Raw genomic sequence first — 13,871 nt, 5'->3', positions numbered from 1 at the left:
TATTTTTTGAAATTTTTTATTTTATGGTTATAGAAAATAACTTCTTTGCGTAGTAAAATACATAATTAAGCTAGGCACCAAGGTCTGTAGGGTTATGGAACCACGTTATATCAATATCAAAAAAGCTGAGACTCAAGAATCTTCACCAGCAAAAGAGATTAATACTCCCGAATATCTATCACCAACAAACATGACATTCGAAGGTCCTGTACGCACCTTAGATCAGCTAAGACTGGCCCTTATTCAAAAAATGGGAGAAGAAAAAGGGAAAGAGATGTACGACAAGTTTATTCAATCTATTCTTATTTCTTCTTTTGGCAATATTCATAAAGAAATGGATCGTGCTCAGAAAGCATCTAAAAAAATGCGTTCTGTTTATAAAGAGTAGTATGGGAATTACCTATTTTCTAGCCTTACCTCTCAATGAAGAAGACACTTCCCGTTTCGTAGACTCTGCAAAACGCTGGGCTCCGTTTGTAAATCAAGAGCTCTATCTTTCTCTTATCTCTTACAACAACACGTACTATCTTGCTAAAGAGATTTCTTGCTTTCCCTGCTCAGTTGAAGAATGGGAAAAATCGATAAACCATGTATCTAGCCTACTTACCCATACATTCTTATGTACATCTATTGACGCACTTACTTTTCTAGCCTGTATGCAATTTAAACAAATTGAATTAACAGCATCTGCTAATTAAATTTTTAAATATCAAAATAGTTTCTAAAAAATAATAAAACTCTTGCTACTGTGAAACGACAAATCTTCACAAAACAAAAATATCTTCTGTTGGATCGATTAAATAAGCTTTCTATAAGGACTTATTAATAAAGCTATTTTAGCTTTTCTCTAGAACCATAAGGTTCTTTATTTTAAAATGTTTTAATAAAAAAACCGCTCATTACAATGAAATCAAACAACTCTCTTACTTTTATTGTTAATGAAACTAATCGCGATCGATTAGATAAATTCTTAGTTTCTCAAAATTCAGAATATTCTCGCGCTTTTTACCAACAACATATTTTAGATAAACGCGTTACAGTTAATGAGCAGATACAAACGAAAGTCTCGACACAATTAGTTCCTGGGGATTCTGTTTCTATTGTAATCGAAGAAAAAGAAGAACTTCTAGAGCTTATTCCCGAGGCTATACCTCTCAATAAGGTATATGAAGATGAGATGATTCTCGTTATAAATAAACCTAGAGACATGGTAGTACACCCTGCTCCGGGGCATACTAAAGGGACAGTTGTTCACGCCTTACTTCATGAAATAGGTGAACGCCTTAAACAAGAGTTTTCTGAGGAACCTTGGAGGCCTGGGATTATTCATCGATTAGATAAGGATACTTCTGGGTTATTAATGACAGCAAAAACCCGACAAGCAAAGACAATTTACAGCGAGCTATTTGCAACTAAGCAACTAAAAAAGACATATTTAGCTATTTGCATAGGAAAACCGCCGGCAACTAAAATCCAAACAAAACTCGCTAGACATCAAAGTAAGCGTAAAGAAATGGCTGTCTCTTCTATAGGGAAAGAGGCCGTTACGCATTGTGAAGTACTCGCTTACAATGAAAAATTAAGTTTAGTACTCCTACATCCAGAAACAGGACGAACTCATCAACTTAGGGTTCATATGAAGTATCTAAATACCCCAATCTTAGGGGACCCTGTCTATGGATCTGCCTCCAAAAACGCCGGTTATGGTCTTGACAAACAACAATTGCACGCCTATAGCTTGGATTTTATCCACCCTCAGACACGTAAACACCTAAACCTAACAACAAAACCACCCCGAGATATGAAGATCTTGATAATAAAAGAATTTCATAATAGTAAAACTGTTATTAACAAACAATTATTTGAATCAATTATAAAATAAACATCGATCATTAATTAAGTTTGATTATTTTAACAGACAAATTAAAATTAAATTAATCTGAGTTCGATTTTTTTTACCGTTCTCCCGCAGACAACGCGAATTTAGTTATAGGATTACTTTATGAAAGACTTTTTAGCTTATATTATCAAAAACCTTGTAGATCGCCCTGAGGAAGTGCATATCAAAGAAGTTCAAGGCACCCACACGATTATCTACGAATTAACAGTTGCGAAGCCCGATATTGGTAAAATCATCGGGAAAGAAGGGCGCACAATTAAAGCTATTCGCACTCTACTTGTCTCTGTAGCTAGCAGAAACAACGTGAAAGTTAGCTTAGAAATTATGGAAGACAAGTAGTTTTAGAATCTTCCCCACTAATACATTTTCCAGAATATCTCATTTTCTCCAACGTATTCTGTTTCAGCCTGCGGAAGCTCCGCAGGCAAATAAAGATGTAATCTTATTTCAAATTAAAGATTTCTAAAAAGGAGTTCGGACCGAGCAGGATTTGAACCTGCGACCATTCGCTTAGAAGGCGAATGCTCTATCCACTGAGCTATCGGTCCAGATCTATATGAGGGATATTAAACCTCGGCTAAGGGCATGTCACCTCAACCCAGGCACAGGGATAATTCACGCTCTAGTATAAATCAAAATCTAAAAAAGTCAATTAAGACTCGACCCGAGTTGAACTTCTCTGTGTTCCTCGAAGAGCGCTCTCTCTGCAAAATCATGGGTGGACTTGTTTGAAATAAACCTCTATAGTGGCTTTTTAACGGAAGAAAAAGAGTACGCGCGATGTTCTCAGATAAGATGATCCTTATTGCAGGTCCTTGTGTGATAGAGGAAGAAGAAACTACGTTAGAAATAGCTTCAAAAATTCAAGAATTAATCACCCCGTATACCGACCGTATTCATTGGATTTTTAAAAGCAGTTACGACAAGGCAAACCGTTCTTCTATAAATTCTTATCGAGGTCCTGGAGTAAGCGAAGGTTTAAAAATCCTATCTAAAGTTAAAGAAGCCTTCGGCGTGCAAATTCTTACAGATGTACATTCTCCTGAAGAAGCCCGTGCAGCAGCACAAGTCTGCGACATTCTTCAAATTCCTGCATTTTTATGTCGTCAAACAGACCTTCTTATTTCTGCTGCGGAGACAAATGCTATTATCAATATTAAAAAAGGCCAATTTCTTTCTCCTTGGGATATGCAGGGTCCTGTAGATAAAGTTCTTTCTACTGGGAACGATAAGATCATTTTAACTGAGAGAGGCTGCTCTTTCGGCTATAATAATCTTGTTTCAGATATGCGCGCTATCCCCGTGCTTTCAGGTATGGGTTTCCCTGTAGTTTTTGATGGAACACATTCTGTTCAACTTCCTGGAGGATTAAAAACCCATAGCGGCGGTCAGACAGAGTTTATTCCGACATTAACGCGGGCTGCCTTAGCTGCAGGAGCACACGGTTTATTCATAGAAACGCATTCTAACCCAACTATAGCGAAAAGTGATGCCGCTTCCATGTTGCCTTTAAACACCTTCGAAGCTCTTCTTCCGATATGGGATCAACTCTATACTTGTGTACGTTCATTTGAGATGGCCTCAGTATGACCAAATTCTTATTCTATGGCTGGTTATGCTCCTTAGGGATATTCGGCATTGCCTGCACAACAATTGTTGCTATAATCAAAGTAGATAGCATTTGTGATGTGTCTTGTATGAATAAGCATTTTGAGAAAGCTCCGCCTTTTTTAAAAATTAAAAAACTTGGAATACATAAGCAAATTGCTTCTCCCGAACGACAGTTTTTTAACTGTCATGTAGATAAATCCTGTATGGAGCTTCATTTCTCTGATGCAAACTATGCATGTAAGGAAGCTTTATCCAAGCTTTCAGGGCATATCCATACGCAAGATTTAGACAAGCTTATGACATTTCAAGGCAATGGAGGTTTGTTAAACTACCAAGATTGTTCTTTAAATATTTATGATTGTCGCTTTCATGTAGATCCTATCCATCCTGATCCCGATACTCCCGAAGAACGCGCTGTAGGAGGCATGAAAACCTTATCCCTATCTTTATGGAGAAAGTGAGTTTTTATGCCGATACTTTCTGTTTGTAATTTAGTAAAAAAATATAACAAAAAACCTGTGACTAATGATGTCTCTTTCGAAGTAAATGCAGGAGAAGTTGTTGGACTTTTAGGTCCTAATGGTGCAGGAAAAACAACAGCTTTCTATCTTACAGTAGGATTAATCCGTCCCGATTCAGGAAAGATTATTTTTAAAAATACTGATGTTACTAAAAGAACGATGGATCACCGAGCAAGATTAGGCATTGGCTATCTAGCTCAAGAGCCTACGGTATTTAAAGATCTTACAGTAAAAGAAAATCTCATCTGCATCTTGGAGATTATCTACAAAGCTAGGAAACAGCAATCCCACCTTTTAGACACACTAATCGATGATCTACAGTTAGCCTCATGCATTAATAAAAAAGCAGGGACATTATCTGGAGGCGAACGACGGAGGTTGGAAATCGCTTGTGTATTAGCCTTAAACCCTAGTGTTCTTCTACTTGATGAGCCTTTTGCAAACGTTGATCCGCTTGTTATTCAAAATGTAAAATACCTAATTAAAATTCTCTCTAGTCGTGGTATTGGCATTCTCATTACGGATCATAATGCTAAAGAACTACTTTCTATAGCTGATCGTTGCTATCTCATTATTGATGGGAAGATCTTCTTCGAAGGATCTTCCTCACAAATGATATCCAATCCTATGGTAAAGCAGCACTATCTTGGAGATTCCTTCTCGTATTAATCTAAGAAATCATCTTCTGTAAGAACTTCTTTAGCTATTGCTTTGATAGTAGTTAGTCCTTCAGGAAATCCTATATCACACAATAACGTATTTACATATTCCAGTTCTGTACGTAGCTGATCATTAATGAATTCTAAACGTGCTAATTCTTGTTGAATATGCGGTGTGGACATAATCTCCTCCCCATCTTTTCTTGCTTTCACAAGAAGACAAGGAGCGAGAATCATGCCAACCACCGCTAAATTATAAGGAAAATCTTATAATTTTAAGAAAGATGCTATCCCATTAAGCTTCTAGCCAAACTCAAATACATCTGGTTTAACACTTGTAAAGAAGTCGCAACAACGGTCCATTCTTGTTGCATGGATGTTAGATGCATTTGTAATTCTAACTGATAGTTTTGACCCATATCAGCAAAAGATTGCTGATCAGATTGTATAGTTGCCTGTAGCGGGAACATACCCCCATTGATGGCATTACCCGGCAACCCCGATACTAAGGCATCCTCCAAGATCTCTAGTCGTGATTGCCACTGGTCTTCTCCTCCAGTAACCTTGAAAGTACCATTAACAGAACCATTACCCACGCGTAGGGGAGCTAAATAGTTTTGTAATAATACTAAAGATCCGGATATCGCATTTAAATTATCTCTATAGTTATTTAAAGAATCTATTATACGTGTTCGCTGCTCATTAGTAATTTTCGAATCTTCAGTAACTTTTTGCACTTGTTCTTCTAACACTTTTTCTGCGTTCTGTGTGCTTTTAAGATATGCAGCTGCTTTCTGACGTTCTGTTTCTAATTTATTTCGAGCACTGTCAGCTGTTCCAGGAAATTCGTCTTTACCTTTTTGACCCACAGCAGGTTGTTGACCAACATAACTAGCAAAATTGAAATAGGTAGAAGCGTTAACATATTCTGAAATAGCATCTATCATAGCATTGCCAACCGATGAGCCTAAATTGCTATAATAAAGCTGAGCATAAATACCATTTAAGAAATCCACTTCTTTAGGCATATAACGGTCAATTAATACAGAAGCTACAGCTGAGGGTAGAGCCATTGTTTGCAACTCATTGGCCTGGGCAAATAATTGATCTTTATAAAGTTCAGTTTTTAGATCTTGAAAATCTTTATGCTGATTTTGGGTCTCTTCTATTTTAGATTGAAGTTGTGCTGTTTCTACCTCAGCAAGACCTTTGAACTGAAAATAAGCTCTAGCAGTAGCTTCGGCATTCTTATTCGCAGCAGAAGTTATATTTGGTAAAAATCCTACATTACCGAGATTTAAAAGAGCGGGATTAATAACTACTTTACCACTATTTTCTGAGTAGATCGTATATGTTTCAGTAGTATTATTGCTAAGAATAAATTTTCCGTTTGCCGTTTGAATTTTGGTCAGCGTTGTTTTGATAGGTGAAGCTAAAACAAATGTCGTTGTTTCAACTTCTTTAGCAGCCTCTCTAACTGCGGTATTAACTTCATTAAGAGACGCTGTTGGCTTATCTGCAAGAACAGTTGAGGCAACAAAATAAGCCCAAACAGCAGCTATGTATTCCTCTCCTTTAAAATTAGTAATAGTCCTGACAGCTTGATTAATTAATCCTTGTTGTTGTGCTGTTAGATCATCAAATCTAGAATTAATCGCGCGCACGGCTTGTACTGCCCCAGAAATAGCAGCACTACTAATCTCAGCAGTCAATTTTCCTAGGTCAATAGGGGCAAATACTCCCATTAAAGAAGCAACTAAACTGGATACTTGAGCAAACATAGCTTCTTGGTGACGATTCACAAAGATTGTAGCTTCAATAACTACGTTAAAAGATTCTACAGCAGACACTTGATCTTTATACAAATAAGAAATTTGAGCACTTAAATCGATTTTATCATTTCTTGATAAGGCTGAGATACTAATAGTGTCTGCGAGTTGGTCTCCTACTGCATCTATGCGATCAAATTTCTCTTGATCATAAGCCTTTACGGAAGATTGCAATTGGTCCAGCTCTTCTTGAATTCCTAGAAAAATAGCGAATTCTTCTTCTGTTAACTTAGTCTTAACCACATTAAGAACATCTTTTAATCCCTCGACACGGCCATCGCCAAAAACTTGAGCTAATTGAGTAGCGTTACCATACTTTTCTGATAATTCATTTACAAAATCTGTTTTCTGACCGCCTTTAAAAATAGTAGATCGTTGAACAGTAGTAAAAATTAGGGTAGGAAGAGTGTATAAAGACTCAAAATCCTTATTCGTTAAGTTCAAACCAGCAGCAACTAAACGATTAACTTCTGTTTGGATCTTTTTAAGAGCCTCTAAATCCGAAGAGGAAGAACTGCCCCCAGCTGTTACGATTTTATCAACAACCGTTTTTATTCCTTGCAGCAAGTTATTAGCCCATTGCTGTTTAGTACCATTATAAAACGGATCCTCAGTTCTTGGATTACTACTCACCCCCATAGACGATGTTGTCGCCACTACTGCAACCGGTGAATGTGAATTAGATAAGGGTTTATGATGAACAGCAACAGTATGGCTTTTCTTACTTACTACTCGATCTTCTATTTCAGATTTGCGTAGTTTCTCTATTAACTGTCGATATTTTTCATCAGATTTTTGATCGAAAATATACAGCAGACGTTGCACAATATGACGCTCAGCTTCAGTTTTTTCATAATGAAAAATACTCTCCAATAACTGATGTCTTTTTTGTATTGACTCTGAACAAAGTGTTATCGGCAATTTTTTATAATTTGCTGAAACAGAATAACTATTGATGATATCCATACGAAGAGCAGTATTGTTAACTTTTATTTTTAATAAAATTAACATGAAAACTATTTTTATAATTAATCAAAAATAAATAGTTTTTCTTAAAAACAAAACCAGCAACATTATAAAAGAAATAAAAAATTTTAATTAAAAAGCAGAATAGAAAAAAAGTTCATAAAATAAGAAAATAAAATAAAAAATTATAAAAATAATTTCTATGTCTTCTTTTTATATACAGAACAGGCCTAAAACAGTTTCCGGTGATTGTTTATTTAATATTAAGTTAAACCATAAGTTTTCTAATTTTGACGCTAAAGCTCAGCCAGCTATAGACATAGAAACATTAAACTCTGGGTTATATGTTTTAAAGCGTTTAGCATCCGTTATAGAAGCTGGCAATGTTCAAGCTTCTATGTTGTTAAATCCTAACAATACTATATTCCCCTCCCCACCTGTATCACCTAAACGGCAGACAAGTAGTAATCCAAATCCTGCTCTAGGAAAATCTCAAACTATTGAATCAATACAAGCAACAGCAGCTCTTGCACTTGTGCCTCTTATTCTTGATGGTCTAGAGACTTTCATTACTTCGACTCCAAATGTTAATCTCACACAGGTCTCTTCCGTTATTCTTGCTCTAACGCTAGTCAAACCATTGCAAAACAACACCTCTCTTACCTCTGATGAACAAAAAAGGGTGTTTAACAACTGTTATCAACCTAGTAAGCAAGACATTCTTGAGCAAATCAAAAAAGAACAAATTACTGAAATTAAGAAAGGCCAAGATAAACTATCAGCAAAGCTTGTATCTTCAGGAGCTTCGGAAGAGGAAATTAAGAAAGCTCTCGAAGAATATGTTGATCAATTCGTATCAGACTTCTTTGATGCTAATGTTAAAGAACAATTCATGGCTTATCGATCGTCTATTGGAGGGGAAACCCTTAAAATGATGAAGCAAATGCGAGCTATTGAAGCAACAGTCCCCAATCTTACTAAAGATAATGTGCAAAGTGTCAATGGAATGATAACGCTTCGTGCTATCTTTAATGGCCTTACAGATGCCGTTAATAAAGTACCGGCATTGGGAGGAGCTGAAGAAATTGTTAAAACGCAACTAACTCTAAGTAGTTATCTTACTTTAACAACCCTAGATACAGCTGCTCTGACTATAATTTATCAAGCAACTCAGCTTCCAAGCAAGACTACTTTAGATACGTATTTAAAACCTCGTGATGCTGCTATATACCGAGAAGGAGTTACAGGAGCCTATCAAACCGCTGTTCAAAATCTAAATACAGTACGTTCTTCAATAGAAAATGAAAAACAGACTCTAGAAAATCAACTAGCGGCATTTCAACAATCTGTAAGTTGCTATACTTCTTGGGTAAACGGATCTAAAAACATCAAAGATGGTAAAGATTATACCTCAGTACTTATAACTGCCGGCATGGAAGCTAATGCAGGCCTTACTAGTTTATCTCAAATGTATGCAAATCTTACAAGCGAAGAAAAAGCTATCCTTGATACGCATGTCCCAAAATACTTACGACTTACTATAGGAAGCGGAGTTAATCTAACTAGATTCATCGCAAGAATGAATGCCTTTCAGGAAATCTCAGAATATACCTTAAACAATGCAATAAATACTGAAAACGAGGTAAAAACATATTTATCAGGAAAAGGTAGCGTAATTAAAGGTTACAAGTTCTTTGATCAGGTGGGTCAAGAAATTATAACAATATCCAACTCTTTAACTAACTATATTAAAAGCGAAAAAGGCTACCAAATACCCAATTTTGATAATTTCCAACAAAACGTATTACGAATCTCCACCATAGATGGTAATTTCACTACACAAGCTAATGCAATATTAGGGGAATTCAAAACAGCGGCAGATCAGCATATCAAAGCACTCCAACAACAAATTGCGGACTTAGATAAAAAATATAAGGAATTGAACCCCGCGGATGCTAGTTTTACTGCTGATCGAAAGAAAGCTGTTGAAAGCTGGTTAAATTCAGAAAGCCTGGGCTCTGCATTTATTTATCTGATTTTGAACTCACAATTACCCAAGCAATCTGCCTTTTTAAATCCATTGATAGAAGAGATTAACTTCAATAACCTTGCTGCAAATGCTATTAATGATCTTTTAAAAATCACCAATGAGTTCTCAACAACTTCGGTGTACTATAACCTCTCCTCCTATCTTATCCAAAGTAAAGAAGGTGCTGACTTATTCTGTGGTGACTATTTCGAGACTTGCCTTGCTCTATCCAAAGAAAAAGAATACATAGCTCGTGATACTGGCCGTTGTCGACGTGCTCAAGTTTTAGTGGAAGCTTTAATAGGTAAAATTAATAATTTGCCTGGTATTTCCTCATCTCAGAAATCTGAAATGCTTAATGCAACTTCCAATTATAAATACTCTTTAACGATTACATTTAATCAACTTAATCTTCTAAATGCAATGCTATCTAACCTTAGAATCGAAGAACAAACAAAAGATGGTAATTATAATGGTAACATATTTAAAATTACTGGTTCAAAAGACTGGATACCCACTTTAGCTGCTTTAGAAGGCTTTATTTCCAATGGATTCCCTAATATAACACCTACAGGTGGTTTAGGGCCCCTATTTACTCAAATCCAAGCCGATCAGCAAGACTATACTACTCAAGGACAAACCCAGCAGTTAAACTTGCAAAACCAGATGACTAACGTACAACAAGAATGGACGTTAGTGTCGACATCCATGCAAGTGCTGAATAAAATCCTTTCCCAGCTAGTAGGCGAAATTTACCCTAATTAGATAACTTAACTGCCATGGGGAACCGGCCGGTTCCCCATTTTTTCTCTCCATCTAATTTTGACTTAGATCTCATAGGATATTTAGATATCAAAGTAAGCTCTAATCACATCTAAATTGAAGCATAAAAAAAGCCCACTTTGCAAAATACAAAGCAGGCCTTTTTGGGAACAAATCTTCCTAGAAAACTTTTAATTTTACTGTAGGTATCCAGAGAATAATGAAGCTACGTTCACTAATACCTGCTGGATAAACAGAGGCTGTTTCTCAAATGCAGCTTCTTTTGCTTCAGCAAGTCTTTTTGATCCCCGAGAAAATTCATCCTCAAGTTTAGCGATAAACTTCTGCGTAGCATCGTTAGAAAGCTGTACATGAGGATAACCTGACTGCGGAGCTTTTGTAATCACCGCTGTCAGCTTCTGTTTGATTTCTTCTTCATTCGCTTGAGGATTATTTTGTAATACGCCTAGCAATGTTTGCAACACACCTACCGACGCATAAACGTCCCCAAGAGTATTACTATTTCCAGCTATAGTTCTTGCGAAACGTTGAGCAGCGTTATCATTATCGCTAGGTCGCGTTTCTGTTCTAGAAACTGTCTGCGTTAATGCCGGAGTAGATGTACGATCTAAAACCTCACGATTAGATGCATTACTTCGTGAGTAAACATCATTCAGAGATTGATATGCGTCATAACCCGCAGATAAAGAATCGGCATAAGATTTAGAACTAGAAGCAGTAGATCCTGTTTTGTAAAGCTGCTTTACAGCTGATCCACCTTGATTTGCAGAAGCAATTGGAGCTCCTGTAGAAATTGAAGCTGCTGTTGTTATAGCTCCCAAGGCATTGATCATGCCGTCTTGACCTGCCGTTCCTTGAAGCGCATCTTGTAGAGCTTGTTGTATTTCTTGTAGTTGCGCTGTAGCCTCTGCATCCGCAGGGTTGATCTGAGTTGATAAGTCGGTTACTTGATTCATAACATCTTCCAGTGGTGCTATAAAATCAGAGTTTTGCGCATGGAAGTTATCAATCATATTTCTGAAACCTTGCATGATTATTGCTGCGGTTTCGTTATCAACATCAGCAAGTAACATCGATACACGTACTTCCCCTAGGGTAGCACCACGATTTTGAGAAGTCCCCACACTACCAGGAGCTCCAGGTCCTCCGATAGGAACATCACTACCCCCACTGGGCTTAACTTTACCGATATCTTTTGCCGCTTGTTGTTGTTCCTTTTGAGCTGCTTTAGCTATAGGAGAGTTTGGAGCTAAAGCAAGAGCAGCTTCTATGGCTGCTTTTGCATTTTCGATTATCTGCTTACAGGCTTCTATATTGTCAGGACTATTATTCGCCTTTGCTTCCTCAACAGCTGAAGCACTGTTTTTCCCTGCAGTATAGGCCTCCATTAAGGCGGTGGCTAATGTAGTAACTTCTGTTCCAGAAGTTGTAATACTAGTCTCAAGATTATCTATTACAGGATAGTTAACACCCGCTTTTTTTAACTCTTCAATAAGTGCTGCAGCAGTTGTTTTATTAACTTCTATCTGTCCAGCGGCACCTGTAATCTGATCAATAGATGAGGTAGTCTTTATCGCGTCTAAAAGCTTTTTATTCTCTTCGAGGATGCTGCCCAATTGATTAATTTTATCGATAGTAGATTGCTGCGCGGCAAGATTAGTTTTCCAAGTATTAGCCACTGCTTTCTCATCATCAGTAGTAGCTAATTTTTCCATATACCGGACAGCGTCTTGAAGCTGTTGTAAAGCAATCTTAAACTCATCATAGGTAGTCGCGGTCTGTAAAGCATTTTTAGCGCTATCAGCTTGTGCCTTAGCATCATCAAAAGATGCAGGAATTGTTTTTCCTGAGAAGAAGGCTGATATTTTGTCGAAAAAGTTAGACAGAGCACTTCTGGCTGAGCTTAGGAATCTCAGTCGTCCTAAAGTTTGTACAGAAGGCTGAGACGGTCCGGGCTTGCCCGCGGCTCCGGATATCGCTTCAGCTTCTGAGCTGCGATTTGCTGCGCTAGCCTCCATACCTAAGGTAGATAGGTCTGCAGGAGCAATGTTTTTTGATTCATCTATAGGGCCGACAGGATTAACCATAATAATAAAAAACTAATAAAATCTTTTCTTCATTATAAAACATAAAAAAAAAGCTCACATCTTTTAATTAGATATGAGCTTTTTTAAAGATTTTATTAAAATCAGATTAAAATGCGGAAATTAATCCAAGATCAAACTTCCTGTAAGTAAAGTCACTACCTAAGCGGCTATCCGCAGGCTTGGAGTAAGCTCCATAAGCTCTGAAAGATAAGCAATCTGTGATTCCGTACATAAGAAGATAGGAAGCGCCTTTATAGTTCGTAAATCCGTTAGCTTCTTTAGGGTCATATTTCCCAGCAATTGCTTGAGCGAACCAATACTTTAACTGATTTCCTCTTCCAATACCGGAAACATCGATTTCAGGAATTGCCAAAGCTTCTACATATTCATAACGTAGTGTTGCTGACCAATCTCCAGCTTTTCGTAATCTACCTAAAGTTCCTCCAACGAACCAAGCTTTATTTTGCTTTTCATTTAAGGTTGTTGTTGTTGCTTTTGCTAAGGTGTTTATCAAATAAGCACCATAGACATACAAAGGTTTTTTCTTTCCATGGAACCAGGGCAATTCAGAGTGCTTACCAACCAACCATTGCCATACGCAATATTTATACTTCAAATTAGCAGCGACAGGACCTGTTGCTGTTTTTGCAGGATCTGGAGCTTCTGAAGGAGAGAAAGAATTCCAATCAATAACACTACATTTAACAGAGAAATTTCCTGGTAGTTTGTTAACAATACCTTCAACAACCCATGCATAATGTTTTTTCGCCATATTTACTACGAATGGTCCACCATGGATAATTACATTATAAGGAAAACATTGGCTAAAACGACGAGTCGCATAAAGATGGAGACCATCAAAGTTACTATTAAATTGAACTTCTGATTCAAAAATGCTGCCTAAAGAAGAACGGCCGATTTCTCCAAAGAGTTCTGTACGAGATTCTGAGTTTTGATAGAAACGATATCCTAAGAATGCTCTATCAATATCCATACCAGCCGCTGAAGATTCGCCTCCAGCAATTGCTGCCCAACTCATTTCTGAGGTTAGCCAAGTTCTATCAGCGTTGTAATCTACATAAAGATTAAATTCGCTGCGGTAACGATTTATTGGTAAGGGTTTATATTTATCTGGCTGAGTAGGAGGTGTTTTTATATCTTCTCTAGCATGGATCCATTTAACACGTACGTCACCAGCTAATTTTAAAACGCCACCTCGTTTTCTGGTTTCTACAAAACCACGAGTATCTAAATACGCCTTCACATCATCTAAATTCATAAATGTTTGAGAATCGTTCATTCTCTGCATTCCAGAAGGTGTATTTGCAAACCCTTGAGACATTACTGTCGATAGGGTCATACACACTAACCATTGATAAATATATTTTTTCATAGTTTCCTTAGCGTCGATTTAATTATTGAGTATGAGAAGATCGAAAAGGATGGTTATTCGGACGACCCTAACCAAACAGTTGCAAACGAGAAA

The 13,871-nt window shown here is 37.1% G+C and carries 12 protein-coding genes and 1 tRNA gene; 8 read left to right on the top strand and 5 right to left on the bottom strand.

Features of this window, described 5'->3' with window-relative positions; genetic code table 11:
• Positions 1 to 94: 94 nt before the first annotated feature.
• The 4 genes from C10C_RS00135 to C10C_RS00120 all read left to right on the top strand — a co-directional run bounded on the left by C10C_RS00135 (position 95) and on the right by C10C_RS00120 (position 2,239).
• Positions 95 to 388 carry a CT656 family putative T3SS effector gene (locus C10C_RS00135; RefSeq protein WP_117273722.1) on the top strand — a complete coding sequence of 98 codons (294 nt, stop codon included), beginning with the start codon at positions 95 to 97 and terminating at the stop codon, positions 386 to 388.
• Between the two features lies 1 nt (position 389).
• Positions 390 to 698 carry a hypothetical protein gene (locus C10C_RS00130; protein ID WP_117273721.1) on the top strand — a complete coding sequence of 103 codons (309 nt, stop codon included), beginning with the start codon at positions 390 to 392 and terminating at the stop codon, positions 696 to 698.
• Positions 699 to 904: 206 nt separating this feature from the next.
• Complete coding sequence (locus C10C_RS00125) at positions 905 to 1,882, top strand: RluA family pseudouridine synthase (protein ID WP_117273720.1); 978 nt, start codon at positions 905 to 907, stop codon at positions 1,880 to 1,882.
• Between the two features lie 120 nt (positions 1,883 to 2,002).
• The gene (locus tag C10C_RS00120) at positions 2,003 to 2,239 is read left to right on the top strand and encodes a KH domain-containing protein (protein WP_011005996.1); all 237 of its coding nucleotides are present in this window, start codon (positions 2,003 to 2,005) and stop codon (positions 2,237 to 2,239) included.
• 136 nt (positions 2,240 to 2,375) lie between these two features.
• Here the strand turns inward: C10C_RS00120 and C10C_RS00115 are convergent.
• Positions 2,376 to 2,448 (bottom strand) — tRNA-Arg (locus tag C10C_RS00115).
• Between the two features lie 232 nt (positions 2,449 to 2,680).
• On the opposite strand from C10C_RS00115, the gene kdsA reads away from it, so the two are divergent.
• Genes kdsA through lptB form a run of 3 tightly spaced genes read left to right on the top strand, consistent with a single transcriptional unit; the run spans position 2,681 to position 4,701 of the window.
• On the top strand, positions 2,681 to 3,490 hold the full coding sequence (gene kdsA, locus C10C_RS00110; RefSeq protein WP_117273719.1) for a 3-deoxy-8-phosphooctulonate synthase: 810 nt from the start codon (positions 2,681 to 2,683) through the stop codon (positions 3,488 to 3,490).
• Positions 3,487 to 3,972, top strand: coding sequence for a DUF1137 domain-containing protein (locus C10C_RS00105; RefSeq protein WP_117273718.1), 486 nt, complete (start codon positions 3,487 to 3,489; stop codon positions 3,970 to 3,972). The genes kdsA and C10C_RS00105 overlap by 4 nt, the downstream gene beginning before the upstream one ends.
• Positions 3,973 to 3,978: 6 nt before the next feature.
• A complete protein-coding gene (gene lptB / locus C10C_RS00100) occupies positions 3,979 to 4,701 on the top strand; it encodes an LPS export ABC transporter ATP-binding protein (protein WP_117273717.1) in 723 nt (240 codons plus the stop codon).
• Here the strand turns inward: lptB and C10C_RS00095 are convergent.
• A complete protein-coding gene (locus tag C10C_RS00095) occupies positions 4,698 to 4,874 on the bottom strand; it encodes a hypothetical protein (RefSeq protein WP_117274746.1) in 177 nt (58 codons plus the stop codon). The two genes, lptB and C10C_RS00095, sit on opposite strands and share 4 nt — an antisense overlap.
• Before the next feature lie 104 nt (positions 4,875 to 4,978).
• Complete coding sequence (locus tag C10C_RS00090; protein ID WP_174222239.1) at positions 4,979 to 7,486, bottom strand: CT620/CT621 family type III secretion system effector; 2,508 nt, start codon at positions 7,484 to 7,486, stop codon at positions 4,979 to 4,981.
• Positions 7,487 to 7,688: 202 nt separating this feature from the next.
• Here C10C_RS00090 and C10C_RS00085 point away from each other — a divergent pair, with 202 nt between their 5' ends.
• Complete coding sequence (locus C10C_RS00085) at positions 7,689 to 10,280, top strand: CT620/CT621 family type III secretion system effector (protein WP_117273715.1); 2,592 nt, start codon at positions 7,689 to 7,691, stop codon at positions 10,278 to 10,280.
• A 194-nt stretch (positions 10,281 to 10,474) separates the two neighbouring features.
• Here the strand turns inward: C10C_RS00085 and C10C_RS00080 are convergent, their stop codons facing one another.
• Both C10C_RS00080 and C10C_RS00075 read right to left on the bottom strand, forming a co-directional pair.
• The gene (locus tag C10C_RS00080) at positions 10,475 to 12,385 is read right to left on the bottom strand and encodes a cell surface protein (protein WP_117273714.1); all 1,911 of its coding nucleotides are present in this window, start codon (positions 12,383 to 12,385) and stop codon (positions 10,475 to 10,477) included.
• Positions 12,386 to 12,491: 106 nt separating this feature from the next.
• Positions 12,492 to 13,778, bottom strand: coding sequence for a hypothetical protein (locus tag C10C_RS00075; RefSeq protein WP_117273713.1), 1,287 nt, complete (start codon positions 13,776 to 13,778; stop codon positions 12,492 to 12,494).
• Positions 13,779 to 13,871: the final 93 nt, after the last annotated feature.

Origin of the sequence: Chlamydia poikilotherma (assembly GCF_900239975.1) — a bacterium.
GTDB lineage: Bacteria > Chlamydiota > Chlamydiia > Chlamydiales > Chlamydiaceae > Chlamydia > Chlamydia poikilotherma.
Note: the sequence above shows the minus strand (reverse complement) of the source record. Positions and strands in the feature narration are given on the sequence as shown.